The sequence below is a fragment of the Rarobacter incanus genome, from assembly GCF_006715765.1.
In the GTDB taxonomy this organism is placed as follows: Bacteria; Actinomycetota; Actinomycetes; order Actinomycetales; family Cellulomonadaceae; genus Rarobacter; species Rarobacter incanus.
Genome location: NZ_VFNV01000001.1, coordinates 656,119 through 682,739 on the forward strand (window position 1 = coordinate 656,119; position 26,621 = coordinate 682,739).

General features: G+C 63.6%; 20 protein-coding genes and 1 tRNA gene. 8 read left to right on the plus strand and 13 right to left on the minus strand.

Annotated elements, in window-relative coordinates; translation table 11 throughout:
• The first annotated feature begins 112 nt into the window (after positions 1-112).
• The 4 genes from FB389_RS02760 to FB389_RS02780 all read left to right on the plus strand — a co-directional run bounded on the left by FB389_RS02760 (position 113) and on the right by FB389_RS02780 (position 2,383).
• Positions 113-186, plus strand: a tRNA-Ile gene (locus tag FB389_RS02760).
• A 964-nt stretch (positions 187-1,150) separates the two neighbouring features.
• Positions 1,151-1,651 carry a DUF3145 domain-containing protein gene (locus FB389_RS02770; RefSeq protein WP_142111254.1) on the plus strand — a complete coding sequence of 167 codons (501 nt, stop codon included), beginning with the start codon at positions 1,151-1,153 and terminating at the stop codon, positions 1,649-1,651.
• Positions 1,652-1,906: 255 nt separating this feature from the next.
• Entirely contained in the window at positions 1,907-2,113 is a 207-nt protein-coding gene (locus FB389_RS02775) for a CsbD family protein (protein WP_142111255.1), read from the plus strand.
• Between the two features lie 6 nt (positions 2,114-2,119).
• Entirely contained in the window at positions 2,120-2,383 is a 264-nt protein-coding gene (locus FB389_RS02780; protein WP_142111256.1) for a GlsB/YeaQ/YmgE family stress response membrane protein, read from the plus strand.
• A 116-nt stretch (positions 2,384-2,499) separates the two neighbouring features.
• Here FB389_RS02780 and FB389_RS02785 read toward each other — a convergent pair whose 3' ends face one another.
• The 7 genes from FB389_RS02785 to FB389_RS02815 form a co-directional block, all read right to left on the minus strand.
• Complete coding sequence (locus FB389_RS02785; protein ID WP_142111257.1) at positions 2,500-3,057, minus strand: TetR/AcrR family transcriptional regulator; 558 nt, start codon at positions 3,055-3,057, stop codon at positions 2,500-2,502.
• Between the two features lie 16 nt (positions 3,058-3,073).
• The gene (locus FB389_RS02790; RefSeq protein ID WP_142111258.1) at positions 3,074-5,656 is read right to left on the minus strand and encodes a YhgE/Pip domain-containing protein; all 2,583 of its coding nucleotides are present in this window, start codon (positions 5,654-5,656) and stop codon (positions 3,074-3,076) included.
• Positions 5,657-5,658: 2 nt separating this feature from the next.
• Positions 5,659-6,423 carry an ATP-binding cassette domain-containing protein gene (locus FB389_RS02795; protein ID WP_142111259.1) on the minus strand — a complete coding sequence of 255 codons (765 nt, stop codon included), beginning with the start codon at positions 6,421-6,423 and terminating at the stop codon, positions 5,659-5,661.
• Positions 6,424-6,716: 293 nt separating this feature from the next.
• Complete coding sequence (gene dnaG / locus FB389_RS02800; RefSeq protein WP_142111260.1) at positions 6,717-8,603, minus strand: DNA primase; 1,887 nt, start codon at positions 8,601-8,603, stop codon at positions 6,717-6,719.
• A gap of 28 nt (positions 8,604-8,631) precedes the next feature.
• Positions 8,632-9,933, minus strand: coding sequence for a deoxyguanosinetriphosphate triphosphohydrolase (locus FB389_RS02805; RefSeq protein ID WP_142111261.1), 1,302 nt, complete (start codon positions 9,931-9,933; stop codon positions 8,632-8,634).
• On the minus strand, positions 9,917-11,068 hold the full coding sequence (gene dusB / locus FB389_RS02810; RefSeq protein ID WP_281282045.1) for a tRNA dihydrouridine synthase DusB: 1,152 nt from the start codon (positions 11,066-11,068) through the stop codon (positions 9,917-9,919). The genes FB389_RS02805 and dusB overlap by 17 nt, the downstream gene beginning before the upstream one ends.
• Before the next feature lie 43 nt (positions 11,069-11,111).
• Positions 11,112-12,506, minus strand: a complete 1,395-nt coding sequence (locus FB389_RS02815) for a glycine--tRNA ligase (RefSeq protein WP_211344936.1) — start codon at positions 12,504-12,506, stop codon at positions 11,112-11,114.
• Positions 12,507-12,806: 300 nt separating this feature from the next.
• Between FB389_RS02815 and FB389_RS02820 the strand changes: the two genes are divergently transcribed.
• The 4 genes from FB389_RS02820 (at position 12,807) to FB389_RS02835 (ending at position 18,248) form a co-directional block, all read left to right on the plus strand.
• A complete protein-coding gene (locus FB389_RS02820; protein WP_142111263.1) occupies positions 12,807-13,997 on the plus strand; it encodes an ROK family transcriptional regulator in 1,191 nt (396 codons plus the stop codon).
• A gap of 184 nt (positions 13,998-14,181) precedes the next feature.
• Positions 14,182-15,756, plus strand: a complete 1,575-nt coding sequence (locus FB389_RS02825) for an ATP-binding cassette domain-containing protein (RefSeq protein ID WP_142111264.1) — start codon at positions 14,182-14,184, stop codon at positions 15,754-15,756.
• A 34-nt stretch (positions 15,757-15,790) separates the two neighbouring features.
• On the plus strand, positions 15,791-17,023 hold the full coding sequence (locus FB389_RS02830) for a sugar ABC transporter permease (RefSeq protein ID WP_142111265.1): 1,233 nt from the start codon (positions 15,791-15,793) through the stop codon (positions 17,021-17,023).
• Positions 17,024-17,117: 94 nt separating this feature from the next.
• Positions 17,118-18,248 (plus strand): substrate-binding domain-containing protein, encoded by a 1,131-nt coding sequence (locus tag FB389_RS02835; protein ID WP_142111266.1) that lies wholly within the window; start codon positions 17,118-17,120, stop codon positions 18,246-18,248.
• A 135-nt stretch (positions 18,249-18,383) separates the two neighbouring features.
• On the opposite strand, the gene FB389_RS02840 is transcribed toward FB389_RS02835, so the two are convergent.
• The 6 genes from FB389_RS02840 to FB389_RS02865 form a co-directional block, all read right to left on the minus strand.
• Positions 18,384-19,169, minus strand: coding sequence for an isoprenyl transferase (locus tag FB389_RS02840; RefSeq protein ID WP_142111267.1), 786 nt, complete (start codon positions 19,167-19,169; stop codon positions 18,384-18,386).
• A complete protein-coding gene (gene recO, locus FB389_RS02845; protein ID WP_142111268.1) occupies positions 19,166-19,924 on the minus strand; it encodes a DNA repair protein RecO in 759 nt (252 codons plus the stop codon). Before recO ends, FB389_RS02840 begins: the two co-directional genes overlap by 4 nt.
• 30 nt (positions 19,925-19,954) lie before the next feature.
• Positions 19,955-21,697 (minus strand): 2-isopropylmalate synthase, encoded by a 1,743-nt coding sequence (leuA, locus tag FB389_RS02850; protein WP_142111269.1) that lies wholly within the window; start codon positions 21,695-21,697, stop codon positions 19,955-19,957.
• A 208-nt stretch (positions 21,698-21,905) separates the two neighbouring features.
• On the minus strand, positions 21,906-24,254 hold the full coding sequence (locus tag FB389_RS02855) for a variant leucine-rich repeat-containing protein (RefSeq protein ID WP_142111270.1): 2,349 nt from the start codon (positions 24,252-24,254) through the stop codon (positions 21,906-21,908).
• Positions 24,255-24,386: 132 nt separating this feature from the next.
• Positions 24,387-25,307: a GTPase Era gene (era, locus tag FB389_RS02860; protein WP_142111271.1), complete on the minus strand. Its 921-nt coding sequence runs from the start codon at positions 25,305-25,307 to the stop codon at positions 24,387-24,389.
• Entirely contained in the window at positions 25,300-26,619 is a 1,320-nt protein-coding gene (locus tag FB389_RS02865; RefSeq protein WP_142111272.1) for a hemolysin family protein, read from the minus strand. The genes era and FB389_RS02865 overlap by 8 nt, the downstream gene beginning before the upstream one ends.
• Positions 26,620-26,621: the final 2 nt, after the last annotated feature.

Here is a 26,621-nt window from a genome sequence, read left to right on the forward strand (position 1 = left end):
CCGGAACCGCAAAGCGCCCAGCGGGCGACGAATCGGTTCGCGTTGGACCCCATGCGCTCGCACCGGGTAAGATTTCATGCGGCCCGGCAGCCAGTTGGAGGAGCCGGGCAGAGGGGCGATAGCTCAGTCGGTTAGAGCAGCGGACTCATAATCCGTCGGTCCTGGGTTCAAGTCCCAGTCGCCCCACTTGAAATTGCAACGGCTTCGGGGGTTGGCTACAGGGACTGTTGTAGCCAAAACTGTAGCCAATCGCAATATGCCCGCACCGAATGGGCGAGGGGAAGCATAGAGCAAAACAAGCCCCCGACCGCACGCGCCGAGCGCGCCCGCTCGCCGGTCGAGTACCGCGGATCCCCGCCGGTCGAGTACCGTGGATCCCCGCCGGTCGAGTACCGCGGATCCCCGCCGGTCGAGTACCGTGGATCCCCGCCGGTCGAGTACCGTGGATCCCCGCCGGTCGAGTACCGCGGATCCCCGCCGGTCGAGTACCGTGGATCCCCGCCGGTCGAGTACCGTGGATCCCCGCCGGTCGAGTACCGTGGATCCCCGCCGGTCGAGTACCGTGGATCCCCGCCGGTCGAGTACCGTGGATCCCCGCCGGTCGAGTACCGTGGATCCCCGCCGGTCGAGTGCGCGCGAAGCGCGCGTATCGAGACCACCACCGCACTCAAACCAAACCCCCGCACTCGGCGTCCCCGGGCACCCCCGCGCGCGCCGACCGCGCCCCTTTCAGTCAAAACCCCTGCACAAACCACCGCACTCGAACCAAAACCCCGCACTCGACGACCCCGGGCACACCCGCGCGCGCCGAGCGCGCCCCTTTCAGTCACACACCAGTGCAGGAAATCCCGTACTCGGACTAAACGGGCGCACTCGAACCAAAACCCCGCACTCGACGAGATCGCACCCCCGCACTCGGCGTCCCCGGGCACCCCCACTTGAGCCGACTGTACGCTCGATCAACGAGACCGTCCCGGCCCGCCATTCGCCCCGCGCAAGGCGCGGCGACACGCCGCCGAACTTTCGCTTCGCTTTGCCACCACGCTGCGGTAACCTTGCAACGTACGCCGTGTAAAGCCGCGAGCTGCACCTCGTGTTGAACGCCGAGAACGTTGGGGAAGACGACTCTCGGACCCAACAGGAGGCTCTCATGGCAGGTATTTTGACCCGCGGTGTTGTTTTCGTGCACTCTTCACCGCGTGCTTTGTGCCCACACCTAGAGTGGGCTGCGAGTAATTTGCTCGGTTACAGCGTTCACTTCGATTGGACTGACCAGCCAGCCGAGCCAGGCTCGATGCGTGCCGAATTGTCTTGGCGCGCCGAACAGGGCACGGGGGCAAAGCTGGCTTCCGCCATGCGCGGATGGGCGCACCTGCGGTACGAAATCACCGAAGACCCGTCGGCAAACTGCGACGGCGGTCGCTGGAGCCACACGCCCGAACTGGGCATCTTTCACACGCCGATCGACGTCGCCGGAAATGCTGTCATCCCAGAAGACCGGATTCGCTCCGCGATGTCCCACGCACAAGATCCCCGCCGCATGAAAGCAGAACTTGATCTGGCGCTGGGCACCGCGTGGGATGCCGAACTGGAACCGTTCCGTCATGCCGGGGCGGGGGCACCGGTTAGGTGGCTACATCGAGTCGGATAGGGCTCCCCTACACCTACGCAGACCGACACCAGCGCGGCGCAGGTGGCTACATCGACTCGGATACGGCTCCCCTGCACCCCAGCCCAGACTTGGGGCGCCTCGAAGCGCCTGACTCCACGATGTGAGCATCAGGCGCGGGTGGCCAGCGCAAATCCAAAAATACCGCAGCTCGGTTCGCTAAATAATGCGGGGTGTCCTGATACGCGGTAGCGTGAGGATCCCATATCGCCAGATATGAATCGAAAGGGGTCTGTCATGGGCTTTAAGGAGAAGTTCGAGAATGCCGCGGAAGACGCGCTTGGTAAAGCCAAAGAGTCGACCGGCAAAGTAACCGATAACTCTCAGTTAGAAGCAGAAGGCAAAGCCGACCAAGCAAAGGCATCCATCAAGGATGCAGTCGAGGGCGTCAAAGACAAGGCATCCGAACTGTTCAACAAGGCATCCGAGAGCGAAGGTAAGTGATCGAAAATGGGATTTCTAGCCTACATTTTCCTCGGCCTGATTTGCGGGTCAATAGCAAAGGCGATTCTGAGCGACCGCGCTGTCGGTGGCTGGGTCGCTAGCATCGTCATCGGCGTCATCGGCGCGGTAGTCGGCGGATGGATCGGCTCCGCAATTTTCGATGTTGGCCTAGGTGACCTCGGTGACTTCCGCACCTGGATCCTCGCACTTGTCGGTTCACTCGTCGTGCTGTTCGTGTTCACCGCGGTGACCGGCAAGCGGGCAAAGTAGTCGTCGCCCGCGTCAATTCCCCGAGAGGGCAGATGCGCGTGGGGGCGCGGGACCAGTGGGTCCCGCGCCCCCACGCGCTCTATGAGAATGACGTGGCGGGCCAGCGGCCCTCGTCCCTAAGCTCTTTCAAGCCCCGCGACGAGGATATCTATCGCCGCCTGGACGTCGTCGAACGACCTATCGGGCTGAAAAACGACCCATTCCAGGCCGGTCACCAGTATCGATCCGAAGACGGCCCCCGCCACCAAATCGGCGTCCAGGTCGGGTCGCATTTCAGAAATCACGCTAGAGAATTGGGAGATTGCCGAGGCGCGCACTTGGCCAACGGAATCCTCCCATTGCCTCCCGACCCGAAATACCTCGGCCGCGAGAATTTTCGCAAAATCGGTGTGGTTACGAATTTGCGCTAGCATTTCCCGGACCATTACCGCGAGAGCGGGCTGACCGCTCAGTCCGCGGCGCGCCTGCGCGAGGCTAGATCCCAGGCGCATAACACCGCGGTCCAAAACCGCCTCGATGACATTGCTTTTCGAACCGAAATTGTAAAATACGCTGCCCTTTGCGACTCCGGCTTTTGAAGCAATATCGTCGACAGAGGTCGCCGTATATCCATTCTCGGCAAAGAGCTTGGCAGCGGCATTCAGGATCTGGTCGCGCGTATCGGACCGACTCATCGCGCGCACTCCCGGGTCACAGTGACACCGACGGGTGCAAGCGGTCCAGGGACCAGGTGCGCATGCGCCCGGCGCGCACGCCCGTGACCACCCACGAAACCACCAGGAGCCCCACAAGGTAGGCGATCGACACCAGCAGCCTGGAATCTGCGCCACCGGTGATCAGTTGCCGAAGGCCCGTCACGGAGTAGCTCATCGGTAGCCACGGGTGCAGCGCTTGGAAGAACCCCGCCGTGGTGGGAACCGGGTAAGTTCCACCCGAAGATGCGAGCTGGAGCATCAAGAACGCGAGTATGACCACCTTGCCAGCGGCGGGACCGAACAGCGCTATGAACATTTGCTGTAGCGCCAGGAAAGCAGCGGCTATGAGCATCGTGAAGAGCACTACCCCCGCGGGGTTGGCGAGGTTGAGACCCAACCCGAAGTGGATGACTGCGAGCATGACCAGCACCTGACCGACGCCTATCGTGAAGGCTGGTAGGTAGCCTGCGAGCATGATTCGCCCGCCTGACACCGGGGCAGCGAGGCTGCGCGAAGGTATCGGGCGCAGCAGCAGCCAGGTGATGAGCGATCCTACGAAGAGCGCTAGGGAGATGAAGAACGGCGCGAATCCCTCGCCGAATCCCTCGGCCTTGGCAAGGTCGGTATCCGCAACAGAGACGGGCGCCGATATTGTCGTGGCGCGCGCCGCCCGCCGGGTGGCCGTATCGTCGGGTATCTGCTTGGTTCCGTCCGCGAGTTTGTCGGACAGTTCTTGGGCCCCAGCCGTCGCCTTTTCCGATCCGGTCTGCAACTTGTTGGCGCCCTCAGCAAGCGAGGTGATCCCGTCCGCCAGTGTGCCCGCGCCCTTGACGGCCGATGTCGTGCCGCTCGCCAGCTGGGACGCGCCGCTGGCCACTTTCGCCGCTCCCAAGGCTGCCGAGGACGCACCGGTCGCAAGTTTTCCGGTCGCGCCGCTCACCTTTGTCGCGCCTTTAGCCGCGGACGAGGCACCCGTCGCCAGTTTCTTAGCTCCACTTGACAGGGCCTGCGCGCCTGAATCGACGGTGGTAGCCCCAGCGGCAAGCTTCTTCGTGCCGGCCGCTAGGCTCGATGCCCCGGCGGCGCTTTGCGAAGCCCCGGTCGAAAGGGTCTTACTGCCGGCCGCCAGCTGATCAATGCCATCTCGCAGCGTCGGTGACGTGGTTGAGCCGGTGGAGGTAAGCTGCCCCTCGATTGTGCTGACTCCGCTCGATACCGCCTGCAACGACTGCGCAAGGTACGGCAGCCCTGCTGACTTATCCGCGAGCGCCTGCGCGCCCGCTACGGCAGCGTCGTACTTGGTATCGAGCCCCGATTGCGCCAGCTGCGAAAGCTGTTTCAGCGCGGCCGCGTTCTGCTGCCGCAGGGCGTTGGTGGCGGGAACGCCTGCACCCTCCAATGCCGCGTCGTTGGCGCTGATCAGCGTCGCGATGTTACCGAGTTGGGTCGGCAGTTGGTCCACGGTCGCCTGGCTTGCCGCGAGTCCCTCCGCTAGCTCCGTTGCACCCTTGCTTGCTTTCTTTGCGCCAGAAAGGATGCCGTTGTCGCTGGTGAAGCCCTGCGACATGGTCGATACGGCGACGCGCAGTTTTTCTGCGCCTTCCCGGGTGCTCGCTGCGCCGTCGCTGAGTTGCGATGCGCCGGAGGCAATCCGTTTGGTGCCGTCGGCCAGGCTGGATGCACCGGTGGCGGCCGATGAAGCGCCGGAGGACAGCGATGAGGTGCCTGCGGCCAGCTTTTTCGACCCGTCGGACGCGCTTGCCGCACCTGTCGACAATTTCTTCACGCCGCTAGCAAGTGAGGAGGTTCCCTTGTTGAGCGCGCTTGCGCCGCTGGAAAGCTGCGAGGTGCCGCTGGACAGCGATGATGCACCGGCGGCCAGTGTTTGCGCTCCCCTATTGAGCTTTCCGGCCCCGGTGGCGAGGCTGCCGGCGCCGTCCGCCGCCTTCGCGGATCCGTTTGCCAGTTGCGAGGCTCCGGCGGTGATTTTTTCGCCGGCGTCGGCCAGCTGCAGCGCGCCATCGGATCCCTGCGCGAACCCGTCGCGCGCATCCGAGAGCCCGACCAGAACCTTGTCGACCGCTTGATCCGATATCTTCTCCCGGACGGCGCTTTCGACCTGCGTCATGGCGCTGCGGCCCAAAGTCGTGGCCAGGAAAGAGTTTGCGTCGTTGTAGGTGACGTTAATCTTTGCCTGTGCGGGGTCATCACCGGCGGCCGACGCGATCTGCTGGGAGAAATCTTTCGGGATCGACACCGCGAAGTAGTACCTGCCGTCCTTGACCCCCTGCAGGGCTGTGGCGGCATCGGTTTCTTCCCATTTGAGGTCGCCCGATTTCACGAGCTCGTCGGTGACCTGGTCCCCGGCGTCGACGGTCGTCCCGTCGACTTCGACGGACTGATCCTCATTCACTAGCGCGACCGGGAGATTGTCGAGCCGCCCAGTCGGATCCCAGAACGCCCACAAATACAGCGCCCCGTACAGAAGCGGAATCAGGACCATCGCAATGATGGCGAGTTTCGGGACCAGGCCCTTGCGGAATCGCCGCAGCTCCGTCCCAGTGCTAAGCGCGGACATCCTTATTCTCCCTCCGAGCCCGTTGCGGACCCAACAAATTCATCACTTCCGGCCTTCCCGCGGCGCGGTATCACAATTGATAGGGGACGAGATCCGCGCCAGTCGACGCGATCAATCTCGCCGGCGGATGCTACTGCCGCAACGATGGTGAGTCCCTGCGCGGCCATCGCTTGGAGCCGATTCCAGATGTAGCATCGGCGTTCGAAGTCATGGACCTGGTCCAGGTCGTCCACGACCAGCAGCCGCGGCCTTTGCACCAGCGCGATAACGATTCGCAGCAGCATTTGATCGAGCTCGTCTAGATCCCAGATGTATGTCTCGAGTTTGGGGGGTTTGCGGTCGCCGAATACCGCGGCAGCGTAGTGCGCGTATGTGCGGTAATTGAGCCGCGGTGCGGGCCGGTACCACGGGCTGAGCCAATCGATCCTTTCGCGCAACGCCGCACCAACGGTCACTCCGCCGTCCACGGTGTCGATTCCGTCGAAACCGGCGATCGCCGCGACCCGCTGAACCTCCTTGCGCTGCGCGGGTAGGCGGTGGCCCAAGACGGTGAGTTCCGAACCCTTGTTGGGCTTCATACGGCCTGCGATGGTGAGCAGCAAGGAACTGCGTCCGCTTCCCTGCGGGCCGATAATGACGGAGAGTTCCCCTTCGGGTATTTCCAGGTCCAGGGGCCCGTACACGGGTCCGCGAGGACCGCTGAGCGTGACCGCTGTTGCGTGAACGGCTAGGCGCGCGTCGCTTGGCGACGAATCTTTATCAGGCATCTCTTCCTCATCAATACTGACCGGTCAGTACAATTCTACGCTCGGATGCAGTCGACATGCCCGCGCAGTGGTGTGAGATACCAGACAAAGCGGACCGCTAGCTCGCTCGGTCGGTGAGCGGCGCCCCAAGTCACACAGGCACGGCGCCGACGCCCCAAGTCACACGGGCACGGCGCCGACGCCCCAAGTCACACAGGCACGGCGGCGACGCCCCAAGTCACACAGGCAGGGCGGCGACCCTGGTCACGCGGCCGCCCGCCCGGGGCGGCGGCCGCCGCCCCGGTGGGTCGCGCCTAGTTCTGATCGCGCAACGCGCGGCGATGATTCTCCAGTGCGAAGAGCGACTCCATTGCCGCATCGAATTCCGCGGACCCCGGCCCAGAAAGCCGCCCCAGGCGGCCGCGTTGCTCGGCGATGCGCCGCGTCAGAACGACGTCAACCAGCTTCACGACCAACCCGTGCACGTAATCGGGAAGGCCGTCTTCGCGATCTTGCGGAAGTGGCGCCGCAGCCATCTGCGAAATGAGCGGGCGTATGGCCTCGGGGGCCTCGTCGGTCACCATCTCGAGCCAGTGTGCGACGTCCCCGCCGGCGCTTGACACTCCCCCGACGGACAGGATTGCCGCGTGCACGGCGCGCGCGGAGGGGACGGTAAAGGTGTCGAGGTCGATGGCGTCGTAGGTTTCCGCCGGGGCCAGATCCGGGTGTTGCAACACCGCGGCCAAGACATCGTATTCGAGCCTCGCTATCGGATCGCTCGCCGCGCGGCGGTGAGGTTGCTGCGCTGCCACCGAGCCGGCTTTGTGCCGCCTGCCTGCGCTGCGCCGCCGCTGCCCCACGATTTCGACAACTTCCGGTACCGGCATTCCGACTAGCCCCGCGAGGTTCCGCTCGTATTGCGGAAGCAGCGCGGCGTCGCGAATGTGCTCCAGGACCGGAGCCACCTCACGCACCGCGGCCGTCCTGCCTTCGGCAGTGTCAAGGTCGTGCTCCGCAACGATGCTGGAAATGACGAATTCAAACAGCGGCTTGCGGTGAGTGACAAGGTCCTGGACCGCACCCGGGCCGCGCTCCATCCGCAGTTCGCACGGGTCCATCCCGTCCGGCGTCATGGCGACGAACGTCTGCGCGAAGAACTTCTCGTCTTCCGCGAAGGCGCGTAGGGCCGCCTTTCGTCCGGCCGCGTCACCATCGAAGGTGAAGATCACCTCCCCGCCCATTGAGCCGCCGTCGGCTAGGCGCACCCCCGCCCCGCTCGTCGTATCTCCCATCATCCGGCGCACCACGCGCGCATGATCGGCGCCGAACGCCGTTCCGCAGGTGGCAACGGCGAAATCGACCCCCGATAGGTGCGCTGCCATAACATCGGTGTATCCCTCGACAACCACGATCTTGCGTTGCTTCGCGATCGGCCGCCGGGCAAGATCGATGCCATAAAGGACGGTGGACTTCTTGTAAAGCGGGGTCTCGGGGGTGTTGAGGTATTTCGGACCCGGATCCTCCTCGAACAGTTTGCGTGCGCCAAAACCGATGACCTCGCCGGTGACGTCCCGAATCGGCCAGATCAGCCGGCCCCGGAAGCGGTCGTAGATTCCCCGCTGCCCCTGGCTGACCAGCCCGCTCGCGGTCAGTTCCGCCTCGGTGAAACCACGTGAACGCAGGTGCCGCAGGAGATTGTCCCAGCCGTTGGGGGCGTAGCCGACCCCAAAAAGCTCGGCGGCGGACTTATCGAAACTCCGCTCGGCCAGGAAACGCCGCCCGGCCTTCGCCTCGGGCGTGGACAGGTGCTCGGCAAAGTACTGTTCCGCGACGCGATTGGCGTCGAGCAACCGCGACCGGGTACCCGGTTCGATGCCGCGGCGCTCGGTTCCTCCCGATTCGTATTCGACGGTCACGCCGTAGCGCCCGGCCAGGTATTCGACCGCGTCGGCGAACCCCATGGCGTCGATGCGCTGGACGAACGAAATCACGTCGCCGCCTTCGCCGCACCCGAAGCAGTGCCAGCGCCCGAGCTGCGGGCGGACGTTGAAGGACGGCGACTTTTCGTCGTGAAAGGGGCACAATCCCTTGAGGGCGCCGATCCCGGCGGGTTTGAGAGTGACATGTTCGGCCACGATCTCGTCAATGCGCGCGCGCTGGCGCACCGCATCGACCACCTCGCGCTTGATTAAACCGGCCACGGCTAAAGTCTAGTGCCGTCGGTCAGGCTTACTGGCCCGCCCACAGGCGTCCGTGCCACGCGACCGCGGACACATCGGTGAGCGACGCGACCTGATCGATTACGACCCGCAACCGTTCCGCATCCGATTGCGCGACCGCCCAATCCCCCGCGAAGGCCGGTTCAAGAACGCGCGGCGCGCGGTCCAGTACCACGTCAACCAGCTGCCGCAACAATGCGCGCTGCGCCGGGTAGACCGGTTCGTGTTCTCGCGGCGCCATAACGTAGGCGACGGCCGTACCCTTGAGCACAAGAATCTCCGCCTGCGTTTCGCGCGGCACAATCAAGTCGGCGCCGTACCTAGACAGCGGCCCTGCCCCGAACTCGCGGCGGGTGGCGGCTTCGGCGGCGTTCACAAATCTTCCGATAAGCGCGCTGGTGACGTTCTTGAGCTCTGCAAGCGCCGCCCGCGATCCGTCGAACCCGCGCAACAACAACCCCTCGTTGCTCAGCCGCACGATCGCGGCGCGCAATTCATCCGCCGGGATGATCCCGCCGTACCAGGCCTCGACCGCTTCGATGACCTTGGTCCGGCCCTCATCGGCCGCGAGCTCGGTCATGAGCATGCGCCCTGAAGCCACCGCATCTTCGACGTCGTGCACCGAATAGGCGACGTCATCGGCCAGATCCATGATCTGCGCCTCGAGGCACTTCTTGCCCGCGGCGGCACCTTCACGCAGCCAGGTGAACACCGGCAAGTCGTCCTGGTACACACCGAATTTCTGCGTGGGGCGACCGTTCAATCCCATAGGTCGATCAAAATACGACCACGGATACTTCACGGATGCGTCAAGGCTAGCCCTGGTGAGGTTCAGGCCCGCAGACCGGCCCTCGGCATCGATAACCTTCGGTTCCAGGCGCGTCAAGAGCCGCAGCGTCTGGGCGTTGCCCTCGAACCCGCCGATGCCGCTGGCCAGCTCGGAGAGGGCCTGCTCGCCGTTGTGCCCAAACGGTGGATGGCCCAGATCGTGGGCCAAGCACGCAGTGTCAACGACGTCCGGATCGCACCCCAGGGCCTTGCCCAATTCCCGCCCCACCTGCGCGACCTCGAGCGTGTGCGTGAGTCGGTTGCGCACAAAATCATCGCTTGCGGGCCCCAACACCTGGGTCTTCGCGCTGAGCCGCCGCAGCGCCGAGGAATGCACCAATCGCCCGCGATCGCGCTCAAATGCGGTGCGCGCCGGATTCTTGGCAGGCTCGGGAACCCACCGCGCAGTGTCATCGCGACCGTACTGCGCTCTCACGGCCGTAACAAACGCGGCGCCGCCCGGATCGCTAGCCACCTGAAACATCTAACTCTGCCTCGGCGAGCCTGCTGCGATGCTCCTCAGTCAATTCCCGAGAATCGAGCCAGCCGTACGGCAGGTGTGGCTGCTTCGGGGTACCGGCGCGCCCGCGCTGCCCCTCCGCGGCGGCGCCGGGGTAGGGCGAATCAAGGTCCAAATCGTCGAGCGTCCTGCGCAATTGCCGCAGTGATTCCACCATCGCCAGCGCCCGCCGGGCCTCGCCCCCGACGGGATATCCCTTGAAATACCAGGCCATATGCTTGCGCAGGTCGCGGCACGCCTTGTCCTCATCGCCGTAAAACTCCGCCATCAATTCGCCGTGGCGATAAACGGTGTCGGCGACGTACCGCAGATCGGGCCTGATGCGCTCTTGCGACCCGCGCATCGCCGCCTCCAGATCCGCAAACAACCAGGGCCGCCCCTGGCACCCGCGCCCGACAACCACACCGTCGCAGCCCGTTTGCTCGATCATCGCCACAGCGTCTTCCGCGGACCAAATGTCACCATTGCCAAGAACGGGTATTTTCGTTACGGCTTCTTTAAGTGTGCGAATCGCTTCCCAATCGGCGTGCCCCGAGTAATGCTGGGCCGCCGTCCTGCCGTGGAGAGCCACCGCGGCCACTCCCAATTCTTGCGCGACGAGGCCCGCCTCCACATAGGTTTCGTGATCGTCATCGATGCCCTTGCGCATCTTGATCGTCACCGGGACGTCCCGCTTGGCCCCGGCATCCACCGCAGCGGCGACAATGCGCTTGAACAGTTCGCGCTTCCACGGAAGCGCGGCGCCCCCGCCGCGTCGCGTCACCTTGGGCACGGGGCACCCGAAGTTGAGGTCAACATGGTCCGCGCGGTCCTCGTCGACAATGATCGCCACCGCTGCCGCCACGGTTGCGGGATCGACGCCGTACACCTGCGCGGAGCGGGGCGCCTCATCGTCGTCAAACGTAACGATGCGGACGGCGGCCGGGTTGCGCTCAACCAGCGCCCTAGACGTCACCATTTCGGCCACGTAGAGCCCGCCGCCGTGTTCTCGGCACAGGCGCCTAAACGCCGCGTTGGTGATCCCGGCCATGGGCGCCAACACCACCGGGACCTCGGCGGTGATGGAACCTATCCGCAGCGCAGGGCGCGCGGGGCCCAGCCCCGCGCGCGCGTCGTTTCCCGCGAAGCCGGTGCCAGATGCGTCACGCACCGAGGAGCCGCTCCCCCAAGTAGGCCGCAACCTTGTCAAGTCCGATCCGTTCCTGCTTCATGGTGTCGCGCTCGCGGATGGTCACGGCCTGATCCTCGAGCGTGTCGAAGTCCACCGTCACACAAAACGGCGTGCCGATTTCGTCTTGGCGCCGGTATCGCTTCCCGATCGCCTGCGTCACGTCGTAGTCCACGTTCCAGTGCTGGCGCAGTTCCTGCGCCAGCTTCTGCGCCGTAGGCAGCAGTTCGGCCGACTTCGAAAGCGGCAGAACCGCAGCCTTGACGGGCGCCAAACGCGGGTCCAGGCGCAGCACGGTCCGTTTGTCGACACCCCCCTTGGCGTTGGGGGCCTCGTCCTCTTCATATGCCTCAACAAGGAATGCCATGAGCGACCGCGTGAGCCCCGCGGCCGGCTCGATGACGTAGGGAACGTAGCGTTCCCCCGATGCGGGATCGAAGTAGGAAAGGTCCTTGCCGGAGTGCTTCGAGTGGGTCGAAAGGTCAAAGTCAGTGCGGTTGGCAATCCCCTCGAGCTCCCCCCACTCGGACCCCTGAAAGCCGAACCGGTACTCAATGTCGACAGTCCGCTTGGAATAGTGCGACAGCTTCTCTTGGGGGTGCTCGTAGTGGCGCAAGTTGTCACGGTTGATTCCCAGGCCGACGTACCAGTCAGTCCGGGCATCGATCCAGTACTGGTGCCATTCCTCGTCGGTACCGGGCTTGACGAAGAACTCCATTTCCATCTGCTCGAATTCGCGGGTGCGGAAGATGAAATTCCCGGGTGTGATTTCGTTGCGGAAGGATTTACCTATCTGCCCGATCCCGAACGGCGGTTTGCGCCGCGCGGCGCCCATCACGTTGGCAAAGTTTACGAATATGCCCTGCGCGGTTTCCGGTCGCAGGTAGTGCAGGCCCGACTCGTCCTCCACCGGCCCCAGGTATGTCTTGAGCATCATGTTGAATTCCCGCGGCTCCGTCCACTGGCCGCGGGTACCGCAGTGCGGGCACGGCAAGTCCGCGATGGGGATTGCCTCCGGGTCCGGCAGGCCCTTGCGCTCCGCGAATTCTTCCTGCATTTGATCGAGCCGGAAACGCTTGTGGCAGCTCAGGCACTCGGTGAGCGGATCGGTAAAGACGCCGACGTGCCCAGAGGCAACCCAGACCTGCCGCGGAAGTATGACCGATGAATCGATACCGACGATGTCGTCGCGCCCACGCACCATCATCTGCCACCACTGCCGCTTGATGTTCTCCTTGAGTTCGACGCCCAGTGGCCCGTAGTCCCAAGCGGACCGAGTACCGCCATAGATTTCTCCGGCGGGGAAAACGAACCCACGGCGCTTTGCCAAGGAAATGACGGAATCCAATTTGGAAGGTGCAGCGGCCACTATGAACTCACTCCATCGAGAAGAAGGCCGCGGTTGAGGCGGCACGAAAATCGGCTGGCATTGACAGGCAATCGGCCCCGGAACGAAACCGCGGCAGACATATGCTTCTAGATTACTCGGTTCTTGGAGCCGACTACGGAACCTGTGGGTATGCGAGGGATCCTGTGCGACCAGATCCGGCGCGACCGGATCCGCCGCGTCCCGCTCGGAACCGAAGCTTGCCCCAACTTATTACACACATCGAGCCCATTTGCGTTCACAACTTGACGCCAAGGGGGGTGCTGGTACAGACTTCCCGACATGACACGCGCAAAGGCCGGCGCAGCCCCCACATCACGCGACACAGGTTCCCAGCGCGCCTTGCGGCAGCTGAACACGCGCAAGGTAGTGGACACACTTTCGCGCGCAGGCGCCCAAACCCAAGCCAACCTGGCCCGCCTCACGGGCCTGTCGGCGGGGACGATTTCGAATATCGTTCGCGACCTCGTCGACGAGGGGCGCGTCGTAACGTCCTCCGTCATCGCGTCGGGACGCCGGTCCGCCATGGTCTCGCTGGTCCCGGACCCGCGCATCGTCGTCGGGCTCGATGTCGGGCGCAGGCACATGCGCGTCCTCGCCTCGGACACTAGCCACCGCGTCTTCGGGCGAATTGTCGAGCCCATCGGCGCGGACCTATCCCCCGAGCTGGCGTTCGCGCAGGCGCGCACGATGATCGACTCCCTGCAGGCCGAATACCGCATCCCGGAAAACCAGCTGGTGCAGGTCGGCATCTCGGTGCCCGCCTCCGTCGATCCCACCACCGGCAGGGTCGTGCAAGGATCGGTCCTGCCGCACTGGGCCGGGATGGACCTGACGCGGCTCGCGACCGAAATCCTGCGCATTCCGGCGATCATCGAGAACGACGCATCGCTCGGAGCGCTGGCCCAGCTGACGTTCGGGTCCCACCCCACCGACGGGACCGTTATCTACATCAAGGTCGCATCGGGCATCGGCACGGGGATCGCCGTCAACGGCAAGGTCTACCGTTCCAAATCGGGGCTCAACGGGGAAATAGGGCACATCCAGATCTTCGACGGCGGCGAGGTTTGCTACTGCGGAAATCGGGGCTGCCTGGAGACATTGGCCTCGTCCCGCAGGATCGTTGCGGACCTGGCCCACGTGCGTCGCGACACCAACATGACCCTCGACGACGTGATCGCGGGCGCCCACGCGGACGACCCCACGGTGCGCAGAATTCTATCGGAGGCCGGCAGTGCGCTCGGCAGAATCGTCGCGACGCTCGCGAACATTTTCGGCCCGGACGCAGTGGTGCTCGGCGGGCCACTTGCCCCCGCCGGCGACTCATTCCTCACCCCGGTCGTGCACGCTGCACGCCAGCACGCCCTGCCGGCCGCTGTCGCCAATACCACCTTCAGCCTGTCGACATTTGGCGACGAAGACGAGGTGCGCGGCGCTTGCGCCCTGGCGCTACAGAAGGTCTCGGAATCGTAGGCGCCGGGTCCCGAGCATGGGACCTTTCGGCCATCGAGACCCGCGATAGGTCTCAACTTTGTAACACTCTTCCCCATTCATGCCTCAATAGTTTGACCGCAGGCACCCGACGGCGATAGCGTCACCTATGGCGCCAAGGATGGCGCGTAAACCGCTGACATGCGATGGAGCGTGAGACAGATCGATGACTGAGAACCAAGAGTCGACTGGGAAACACCCTGTGATCCTTGAAATGCGTTCGATCACCAAGGAATTCCCCGGTGTGAAGGCGCTCGACAATGTCACCATTAAGGTGCGCGCCGGTGACATTCACTCCATATGTGGTGAGAATGGCGCTGGAAAGTCCACCCTGATGAAGGTCCTTTCGGGCGTGTACCCCCACGGGACCTACGAGGGCGACATCTTCTTCCAAGGCGAGGAAATGCGCTTTGCGAGCATCAAGGCCTCCGAGCACGCGGGCATTGTCATCATCCACCAGGAGTTGGCACTTATCCCCGAGCTCTCGGTAACCGAAAACATCTTCCTCGGTAACGAGGTCAAGAACCGCTTCGGCGGAATTGACTGGACGACCGCACACGCGAAGGCCTCTGAATGGATCGCCCGTGTTGGACTGGATGTTGACCCCGCCACGCCCATCAAGCAGCTCGGCGTCGGTCACCAGCAGCTTGTGGAAATCGCACGAGCGCTCGCCAAAGACGTGAAGCTGCTGGTTCTTGACGAGCCGACATCCGCTCTGAACGAAGAAGACTCCGCGCACCTGCTCGATCTGATGCGCGGCCTCAAGGCTCGCGGCATCACCTGCATCATGATCTCGCACAAGCTGAACGAGGTCGCAGCGGTATCCGATGGCATCACGATCATCCGTGACGGCCAGACCGTTGAGGCGTACGACACGATCCCCGGGCAAGTCGACGAGGACCGCATCATTCGCGGCATGGTTGGGCGCCCGCTGGACAACCGCTACCCGGACCACACGCCGAACATCGGCGAGGTCCTGTTCGAGGTCAAGGATTGGTCCATCGAAAGCCCCGTCGTTCCCGGGCGCATGGTTTGCAAGGGCTCCACATTCAACGTTCGCAAGGGCGAGGTCGTCGGATTCGCAGGCCTGATGGGTGCCGGTCGCACGGAACTGGCCCGGTCGATCTTCGGACACAGCTACGGCATCTACCACGGCGGCGAGGCGTTCCTGCACGGCAAGCGCCTCCACGTCAACAGCGTGCGCGAGGCAATTGACGAGGGCCTGTCCTACGTCTCCGAGGACCGCAAGATGCTGGGGCTCAACCTCCTTGATGACATCAAGGGAACGATCGTCTCGGCCGACATCAAGCGCATCTGCAAGCACAACTTCATTGACCTCGACCAAGAAACGCTGGTTGCCGAGGGATACCGCAAGTCTGTCCGGATTAAGACCCCTTCGGTCGATGAAGGCGTTTCCAAGCTCTCCGGTGGAAACCAGCAGAAAGTCGTCCTCGCAAAGTGGCTGTTCACGCAGCCAGAGGTTCTGATCCTCGACGAACCGACTCGCGGTATTGACGTCGGCGCCAAGTACGAGATCTACACGCTGATCCACCGTCTCGCTGATGAGGGCAAGGCCGTCGTGGTCATCTCGTCCGAGCTTCCCGAGCTTCTCGGGATCACCGACCGCATCTACACCATCTTTGAAGGTGCGATCACCGGTGAAATTCTTACCAAAGACGCGGACCAGGAAACCCTGCTGCGCCTGATGACCGGCACCGCTCCGGCCAAATCCACCAAGTAATCTCCGCTACACTCAACGGAAAGAAAGTTCGACGATGAAGTCTTTGAAGCAGGTGCTCGGGAATGACGTGCGTCAGTACGGCATGCTCCTCGCGCTGGTCGTTTTGGCACTGTTCTTCCACTGGAAGACAGACGGCAAGGTCCTAACGCAAACCAACGCCGCCAACATCCTCAACGGTAACGCCTACATTCTCGTTATGGCCCTAGGTATGTTGATGGTCATCGTGATCGGGCAGATCGACCTCTCGGTCGGTTCCGTCGCAGCGGTCGTCGGTATCGTGGTTGCCCTGTCGATCAAGAACTGGGGAATCACCTGGTGGATGGGTATTCTGATCGGTCTTGCCATCGGTATCGTCATCGGTGCATGGCAAGGTTTCTGGTTGGCCGTCGTCGGTGTTCCAGGGTTCATCACCACCCTTGCCGGCCAGCTCCTATTCCGCGGGTTGAACCAGTACATCGGTGACTCGGTCTCCACGGCCGTCCCCGCGCAGATCAAGTTCATCGGTGGTGGGTACCTGCCCAACTTCGGTGGATTGGCTATCAACGGTTCGACTCTCTTGCTGGGCATCATCGCGTTCGCGGCAGTTATCTTCGGCGAAATTCGCAAGGCAGCCAAGCAGGCTAAGCTCAACACCGCCCGCGGCCCGAAGTGGGTTCCGATCGTCCGCGTCGCACTCGTCGGAATCGTCATCGCCTACGCCGTCTACCTGTTCGGATACGGCGAGCCCGATAAGCTGTCGTTCCCCGTTACCGGGTTGATCCTGGCCGTTCTGACGATCATCTACTACCTCATCACTGAGCGCACCCCGTTCGGCCGCGCGGTCTACGCCGTTGGTGGTAACCGCGCAGCGGCAGCCCTTTCCGGTATCAACACCCGCGCCACCTACTTCTGGACGATGACGAACATGTCGTTCTTGGCAGCAATCGCCGCCATCATGTACATCGGTCGGGCCGGCGCCTCCGGTGGTCAGGACGGAACGAACTGGGAGTTCGATGCCATTACGGCCGTCTTCGTCGGTGGTGCCGCGGTCTCCGGTGGTATTGGTACCGTGGTCGGCTCCATCATCGGTGGTCTGGTCATCGCCGTCCTGAACAACGGTCTCCAGCTGCTCGGCGTCGGCGCCGACTGGCAGAAGATGATCAAGGGTCTTGTTATCCTGGCAGCCGTGTCCTTCGACATCTACTCGAAGACCCAGGGTAAGCCGTCGATCGTTGGTATGATTCAACGCGCGTTCAAGGGTGGCGACAAGGCAAAGGCTGCCGCGTAGTAACCTCCTCACACTTTCAATCCCGGAGAAGCTCAACAGCTTCTCGACACAAACCGCACCGCTACCAGGTGGTGCACAACCGAAAGATGGTCCCATGAAGAAAATCGCAGTTGCCTTTACGGCACTGGCAGCAGTGGGTGCTGTTGCGCTCGCCGGTTGTGGCGGCGGAAGCTCCTCCTCCACGACGTCCGCCGCTGGCGGCGACACCACCAGCGCTGCTGCTGGTGGCTTCGAGGCCGGCGCAACGATCGGTATCTCGCTGCCGCAGAAGACCTCGCAGAACTGGGTCGAAGCCGAGCAGATGTTCAACGAAGGCCTGAAGGCCGCTGGCTACAACCCCGTTGTGCAGTTCGCAAACAACGGTGCTTCCGAGCAGCAGTCGCAGATCGAGTCGATGATCCAGCAGGGCGCTAAGGTCATCGTTATCGGTGCTGTTGACGGTTCGCAGCTCTCGACTCAGGTCGAGAACGCTCAGAGCCAGGGTGTCAAGGTCATCGCGTACGACCGCCTGATCAAGGAAACCAAGGCTGTTGACCTCTACGTTGCATACGACAACGAGAAGGTTGGCGAGCTCCAGGGCCAGGCGCTCCTTGAGGGTCTTGCCGCTCGCAAGGGTTCGGGCCCGTACAACATCGAGCTGATCGCCGGTTCGAACGACGACGCTAACTCGAAGCCGTTCTTCGAGGGTGCAATGTCCGTTCTGCAGCCGAAGATCGACGACGGCACGCTGAAGATCCTGTCCGGCCAGACCACGCAGGACAAGGTCGCAACCGAGGGCTGGGACCCGGCCAAGGTGCAGACGCGTATGGACGCCATCATCTCGGGCTTCTACAAGTCTGAGCCGCTGGACGGCATCCTGTCCCCGAACGACACCCTGGGTCGCGCGGCCATCCAGTCGGCCACCGACGCTGGTCTCGACACCCCCGTCGTAACCGGCCAGGACTCCGAGGACGAGTCGGTCACCTCTGTTGCCGAGGGCAAGCAGTACCAGACGATCTACAAGGACACCCGCGGTCTGGTTGACGCTGTTCTGAAGCAGATCGAGCTCGCCAAGGACGGCAAGGCGTTCGAGTCGAACGGTTCCGCCAACAACGGCACCATCGACGTCCCGGCTGACTACCTGACCCCGGTCTCGGTCACCCAGGCGAACATCCTCCAGGCTTACGCGAACGACGCAACGCGTCTGAAGCTCGCTGAGGCTTCTTGCACCGACGCTTGCAAGTGATTCGCGTAGCCGGTTAGCGATTCATCGTTAGCCGTTCTACACAACACGGGCGGGGCCCGAACCAGAAATGGTTCGGGCCCCGCTCTCGTTGTTTTTTGTGTTATCCGGTGGATCAACGCGTGGCGGCAGCGCACCTCACTGGCTCGCCAGATCGACAGCTCCCCCAAAGCGGCGCTCGCGCCCCGCGTATTCCTCGATGGCGCGCCACAGGTGCCTTCGGTCCACATCGGGCCAGGGTTCGGGCAGGAAGATAAACTCGGCATACGCGGACTGCCAAAGCAGGAAGTTAGAGATCCGTTGCTCGCCCGAGCTTCGCAAGAACAGGTCGACATCGGGGATGTCGGGCTCGTCCAGGTGGTGCTGAATCGTTTTTTCCGAGATTCGATTCGCCTTGAGCTCGCCGCGGGCCACGCGGTCAGCTATCGCCCGGACCGCGTCGGTGATCTCCGCGCGACCTCCATAGTTGACGCACATGGTCAGGGTGCAAACATCGTTTGCGCGGGTCAGCTCTTCGGCCCTTTCGAGCTCTGAAACAACAGAGCGCCACAGGCGCGGTTCGCGCCCGGACCAGCGCACGCGCACCCCCCAACTGTTCAGTTGGTCTCTTCTCCTGCGGATGACGTCGCGATTGAATCCCATCAAGAATCTGACTTCTTCCGGGGAACGCTTCCAGTTCTCGGTCGAGAACGCATAGGCAGACACGTACTTGACCCCCATTTCTATGGCGCCAGCGACGACGTCCAGCAGGGCCGCCTCCCCGGCCTGGTGCCCCGCGGTGCGGGGCAGGCCGCGGGCGTTGGCCCAACGCCCATTTCCGTCCATCACAATGGCGACGTGCCTGGGGACGAGTGCCGGGTCGATCGAGGGAGCTTCGGCTCCCGAGGGATGAGCGAACGGCTTTTCAAATGCCTGTGGCGTCATGTGTTCTTGTCTCCACTAGTCGGGGCGATCGATTCGGCAAGTGGCAGCGACCGAAGGGAGCGCTCCAGGTGATATTGACAGTACGCCGCAACGAGGCCCGACACTCGCCGGGCATCTCGCTGATCGGCGCGGTCGATGGTGTCCCACTCCCCCGTGAGCAGCGCTGCCAGGAGCGCGAATTCTTCCCGGCCCGGCGCGGCCGAACCGCTCGGACGGCACTTGGCGCACACCGCGCCTCCCCACGCCGGCGAGAATCCGGTGAGCGGACCGGCGCTGCCGCACTTGGCGCACCTATCGAATGTGGGCGCGTAGCCCGCCACCGCCAAAGCGCGCAACAGGTAGGAATCCAGGATCGATCGCGGGGCGTGCGTTCCCGTCGCCAGTGATTTCAGGGCACCCACAACCAACCAGTACTGCGGCCTAGCCGCCTCACGCTCAGCCACCACTATCTTGTCGGCGGCTTCAAGTATTACCGTGCCGGCCGTGAACTTCTCGTAGTCGCGACTGATTGGGCCGGCGAACGCGTCGAGCGTTTCCACCTGTGTGACAGTGTCCAATGCGCGCCCGATGAAGAACTGCACATCCGCGTGCATGAATGGTTCAAGGCGCGCTCCATACCGAGAGGCGGTGCGACGCACACCCTTAGCCACCGCGCGGACCTTCCCGTGGTCCCTGGTCAGCAGTGTGATGATCCGGTCGGACTCACCCAGCTTATGGGTGCGCAGCACCACTCCTTCATCGCGAAAGAGCGGCACTAACGCATCCATCCATCGCGGATCAGGAGATTAGCTATTGCGACCACGCCGGTTTACCGCCGAGATGATGGCCTTGAGCGACGCTGTCGTAATGGATGGGTCGATCCCGACGCCCCACAGGACGTCTCCGTCGCCGACCTCGCATTCGACGTACGCGGCGGCCGTCGCATCCCCACCAGCCGACAACGCATGCTCGGCGTAGTCGAGGACCTTGACGTGGACACCGTGACCCTCCAGGGCGTCAACGAATGCGGCTATCGGTCCGTTGCCGGTACCACGCAGGTTAAGCTCCGCACCCTGGTCGACCAGGTCCACTTCGAGCGTGTCCGGGCCCTCGTCAGAGCTTACAGCGCGCGTGCCTCGCAACCGGAAGCGTCCCCACGGTTCCATATCCGAAGCCGGGGTAGCAGGCAGGTACTCGTCGGCGAAAATGCGCCAGATGTCGTCGCCTGTGAGCTCCTGCCCCTGGTCGTCGGTGACGTGCTGAACGACCCGCGAGAATTCGATTTGCAAGCGGCGAGGAAGATCCAGATCGCGTTCCGAACGCAGCAGATAGCTAATTCCGCCCTTGCCCGACTGTGAATTCACCCTGATCACGGCCTCGTAGCTGCGACCGACGTCCTTCGGATCGATCGGCAGGTACGGTACCGCCCACACCAGGTCATCTATCGATGCGTTGTTGGCCGTGGCCGCCTGCTGGAGACGCTCGAGTCCCTTCTTGATCGCGTCCTGGTGCGAACCCGAAAAGGCTGTGAAGACCAGGTCCCCCGCGTAGGGGTGCCGTTCGTGGACGTTGATCTGGGTGCATTCTTCGACCGTCCTGCGGATGTCGTCGATGCGTGAGAAGTCGATTTCCGGATCGATGCCCTGGCTGAACAGGTTCATTCCGAGAGTGACAAGGTCCACGTTTCCGGTTCGCTCGCCGTTTCCAAACAGGCACCCTTCGATGCGGTCAGCACCGGCAAGATACCCAAGTTCCGCGGCCGCCACCGCTGTGCCGCGATCGTTGTGCGGATGCAGGGAAACGATGAGAGATTCGCGGTTGCGCAGGTTGCGGCACATCCACTCGATCGAGTCGGCGTACACATTCGGCGTGATCATCTCAACCGTCGCGGGCAGATTGACGATCGCCTTGTGATCGGGTGTCGGTTCAAAGACACCCATGACTTCGTTGCAGATCCGGACCGCGAATTCCAGTTCCGTGCCGGTGTACGACTCCGGCGAGTATTCGTAGAAGATCTTGGTATCCGGAATAGTCTCTTCGAACTTACGGCAGCGCTTCGCGCCCTCGACGGCGATGTCGACGATCCCGTCCATGTCCTTGCCGAATACGACATCACGCTGCAAGATCGAGGTCGAGTTGTACAGGTGAACGATTGCTTGCTTGGCGCCGCGCAGCGATTCGTAGGTGCGGGCAATCAGGTGTTCGCGGGCCTGCGTCAGAACCTGAATGGTCACGTCGTCGGGAATCAACTCCCCCTCGATGAGCATCCGCACAAAGTCGTAGTCCGTCTGCGACGCCGCCGGGAAACCAACCTCGATTTCCTTGTAGCCCATCTCGACGAGCATCCGGAACATCCGGAGCTTTCGCTCGGCGTTCATCGGCTCGATAAGTGCTTGGTTGCCGTCGCGCAGATCGACCGCGCACCATTGTGGCGCCTTTGTCATGCGCTTGTCGGGCCACGTCCGATCCGGCAGATCGACGGAGATCTGCTGGTCGAATGGGAGGTACTTGTGGGTGGGCATTCCCGATGCCCGCTGAGGCTTAGACATGAAACATTCCTTTGGCTGAGATTGATTTGTCAGCCGGGCACACCTGCCACCGCGACGAGGGTCCGGCGGATCAAACCTCGTCGCGGCGAAGAAGTAGCAGAACCTCTCGGCGCGCGAACATGTATCAAGTTTACCCCGTTTGCGGCAGCGGGTGTGGCGCCGACGTCCTCGCGTCGGTCCCACATCCGCTGTCCGCGTGTCGCGCCGACTACGCGCCGCACATCATGGTGTCGGCGTAGTACTTGCCTTGGGCATCGATCGATCCTTGCACGAACGTCGTCGCATTGGGCATTTGGTACCCCCCAATGCAGTAGTCCTTCGGCCCGGTGTACGCCATGAACGCGATGGACATGTCGCTGGGTGCATCGAAGCCGTAGTCGGCCAGTTCCTGCGCATCGGGCCAGATGATGTCCTTCGAATCGGCAAGGTACTTCGCCGCCGCCTTGCGCGCCTGCGTCAGGTCCGATTCGAGTGACGCTGACGAGACGGATGCGTCGCCCGAATCGTCCGGGACGCCGAGGTCCGAAGCGGAATCATCCGCGTCCGGGTCGTCGGCACTCGGGAGCGTCCCGTCCTGTGGTTCTGAATCGGAATTCGATTCGTCATCGTCAAGCCCGCTCAGCTGGTCCTCAAGCGACGAAGCGGAAGCCGATGTGCCACCGAAAAGCTGCTGGAGGCCAGCGAAGTTGTCGGAGAACCATTGGGCGTTGAGGGTGCCTGCGTCGGCCAATTGGTACAGGTGAACGAAGACGACCGCGATCGCATCGTAGGCAGATACCGGCGTTGAGATGTACCAACCGCTACCCTCCTTGATCGCCACGAGTGAGAGATCGTCGATTCCCAGCGCGCGTAGCCCCTTGAATTCATCGTCCGCGAGGCAGAATTTCTCGCGACTCAGGTACTGTGCGAAAGCCGGAGACGAGAGGCATTCCCCCGCCCAGGTGCCCTCGATGCTCACCCCCGATGTCGTAACCTTCACGTCCGCCGTCGCCAGCTTGAGCCGGGCCAGGCCATCGTCCTGCCCGCGTTGCTCGAATGTCGCATTGGAGATCTCGATCGGAGGCACACTCCCCAGCGACTTTTCCAGTTCCGAGATATTCAATGCCTGCGGACCCGCAAACGCTATGGCGCGCGCTTCGGCGGTCGGCAGAACCTGCACCAACGCGTCGAGGGAGTGGGACGACGACAGCGCAGAGTTCACGGCACCGACGTAGGCCTCGGCGGCCGCTTGCGGAGAGTCCGCCCCCTTCCGCTTTGCAACATCGGCGATCGATCCTCGCTGCGCCGACGAATCCGATTCGGCGTAGGCGTAATCCACGGCAGTCAAGACGGGGCTGACGAACCAACGGCTCCCCTCCTTGACGGAAATGACCGACACACCATTGGGAGCCTCGGAGGTGGTTGCCTCACCCGATTTCGGCGTCGATGTCACGGATTTCCCCGAAATCTGAATCGTTGCCGGGAACTCCTTCGCGATTGATTCGCGCAGGTCGGCCTCGTCCTCGGCGGTGAACGCCGACTCGTCGGTTCCCACGTCCTGTCCGCCCAGGGTCCGGAATGCGGAGGCAACCTTGCCCGTGGCCTGCGCATTCTTCTTCACGAAGGCCACCGTCTTATCCGCATCCACGTCGACTTCGATCGTGCCTGCGTCGATGGTCGCGCGGGAGGTCTCGCCCTCCACCACGGTGGACTGCGAGTATTTCATCGACGACGCACTCAGCGCATACAATCCGGCCACGTCTTCGGGCTTGGCATTCGCGGTCACCTCGCTCAGGGCCGGCACCTGCGCAAATTGCTGCTCGATTGCCTTGACTATGTAGTTGGCATACGAAACCTCGACCGGCGAGACATTTGCCAGCAATCCCTTGGCGTCGTTGTTCGCCAGGGCGTCAACGGTTTGCTCCAGGGAGGCCGCGGGGCTGGCAGCGCCCGCCTTGTTGCCCAGCAGCTTGTACGCACCGAAGGCTCCGCCGGCAACTATCAGCGCACCGACGACGCTGAGTCCCACGATGACGGGTGCCTTGGACTTCTTGGGGGGATTGGCGCCCTCCGCCTGCACCGGGAATTGGGACGAGGCCCGCGTCTCCCCCACCGGCGTCCCGGTTGCGAATGCGGGGGACTGCTGAGGGTACTCGGCCCACTGGCCGACAGCGGGCGATGCCGGGCCGCCCAGCGGGCCCGCGTCAGGCGTTCCGGGCTGCGCCCACGCCTGCTCGCTCGATGGCGCAGGAGGCCCGGCGGGCGGCGCAGGAGGCCCGGCGGGCGACGCAGGAGGCCCAGCGGGCGACGCAGCCGACGCAACCGGCCCAGCGGGCGACGCAGCCGACGCAACCGGCCCAACGGGCGCCGCGGCGCGCCGAGCGAGGGCATCGAGGACCTGCGGGTTGCCCTGGCGCTCGAGCCACTGCAGCAGGTCCGCAGGGGCCGCGGGATTCGTCGCAAGCGCCGCGTGCAGGTCGGGGCGGGAGTTTGCTATGGCCGCAAGAACGTCGATTGGTGCGTGCGGATTCGCAGCGTCCTGCGGTCCCAAAGCGGTTGGATCGATGGGTTGTGACATGGTCTGGTCCTTTCGCGAACCTGTGTCGGCCGTGCACACAGATAGCTTCAAGGATTACCGCATTTGGGGACCAGCGCAACTGCGCATCACGCACCAACATTCATCCCACGAACCGCGCCCCGCTCCCGCCGGTTAGAAGCCGAGCCGACTCAGCTGCTTCGGATCGCGCTGCCAGTCCTTGGCGACCTTCACGTGCAGGTCGAGAAAGACTCGATCCCCCAGCAGGGCCTCGATCTCCTGCCGCGCGCGGCTACCCACCTCACGCAGCCGCGATCCCGCGCGACCGATCACTATGGCCTTTTGCGACGGGCGCTCGACGAAGAGGTTGACCCTGATGTCGACCAGCCGGTGCTGCTCGTCCCTACCGGGCCGCAGGCCCATTTCCTCCACCACAACCGCCAGCGAGTGTGGCAGCTCATCGCGGACGCCTTCCAGCGCCGCCTCGCGCACCAATTCGGCCACCATGACCGCTTCGGGTTCGTCCGTGAGCTCCCCATCGGGATACAGCTGCGGCCCCTCGGGCAGTTCGCCTATGACCAGGTCCGCGAGCGCCTGGACCTGGTAGCCTTCGCGGGCGCTGACCGGAATCACATGCGTCCACGGTCCCAATGCGTCGATGTCGAGCAGGTGGCGCGCCAGGCGGTCGCGATCCACCAGATCGGCCTTGGTTGCAACCGCAACGACTTTGGGGCCCCGCCTAGCGCGCGCCACATCGGCCAATTGCTGGGCTATGTACCTGTCACCCGGACCGACGTTTTGATCGGCAGGCAGGCAGAACACGATCACGTCCACCTCGGCGAGCGTGTCGGTTACCAAGGTATTGAGACGCTCTCCCAAGAGCGTGCGGGGCCGGTGCAGCCCCGGCGTGTCGATCAAGATCAGTTGCGTATCGGGCCGGGTGATGATTCCCCGCACCGTGTGTCGCGTCGTCTGCGGACGGCCGGACGTGATCGCCACCTTGGCCCCGATCAGAGCGTTCGTCAGTGTCGATTTGCCCGCGTTGGGCCTTCCGACCAGGCACGCAAACCCTGATCGATGCGCTGGCTTACTCATGGCGGTCTCCGGTCGTTTCGTGGTCGGGCAGCGGGGACTGGTCGGGCCGGGCCTGCACAGCGGTAAGCGATGCTATTACCGTCGAAAGCCTCTTGCGGCGCCCCTCCGAGCGTTCCGCCTGCAAGTGGATTCCGCTCACGTCGGCCTGCGAACCGGGGAGCGGGACTCGTCCCAAAGCCTTTGCAAGCAGGCCACCCACGGTGTCCACATCGTCGTCGTCAAGCTCGATATCGAAAAGCTCCCCTAGCTCGGAAACGGGGCACCGCGCGGGCACGCGGAAGCGCCCCTCACCGAGATCCTCGACCTCGGGCGCGGCCGTGTCGTGCTCATCGACCAGTTCTCCAACGATCTCCTCGACCGTGTCCTCGACGGTGACAAGGCCCGCTATCCCGCCGTATTCGTCCACGACCAAGGCAACATGCGAGGACGAGGAAGCCTGGAATTCGCGCAGCAATGCGTCAACCGGCTTCGATTCGGGAACGAACATGGGCGAACGCATGACTTCCTTGACCTGGCGTTCGTGCGCGCTGGAGCCGCTGCGGGATGAGCCCTCGTCCAGAACGCGCACCACGTCCTTGAAGTACAGCACGCCCAGCAAATCGTCGGTGGAATCTCCGATCACGGGAATCCGGGAGTAGCCCGACCGCAGAAACAACCGCTGCGCGCGCGGCAGGGTTTCTTCGGCATTGATCACGATCATGTCGGTGCGCGGGACCATGACCTCGCGCGTCATCGTGTTGGACAGCTCCACGACGCTGCGCAGCATGTCGCGTTCCAGTTCCTCAATCGCACCCGATTCCTCGGCCCGGTCGACCATTTCGACCAGTTCCCCACCGGGTCCACCCTCGCGGATGCCCGGACGGGTCGCGACCGCCCACGGCGCAGCCTTCGCAATCGTCAGCGCGACCCGCAGGATCCCGCTGGCCCAGCCCAGGGTGCGTCCCGGGCGATTGCGGCCCACCGTACGCGGGCTCAAACGCACTAACACCAGGGCAAACAGCACCGAGGCGAGCCCCGCGATGACAAGGACGAGCCACCAGGAGCTGACCAATCCCGACACCGCGATGGTGAGGCACACTGCCGCGATAGTCTCGGATATGACCCGCACGAGCGCGGCCGCTGAGGCGGTGCGTTGGGGATCGGCCATGATCGCCTCGATGCGCGATCTGCGCTGCGGGTGGCGGGCCACGGCGTCGGCAACCGCCGTGCGCGACGCGCGCAGAACCGCCGCCTCTCCGGCGCTCAGGGCGGCCGCCATGGCGTTGCCAAGGATCGTCACGATAAGCAGGACTGCTATGGGCGCGTCACTCATCG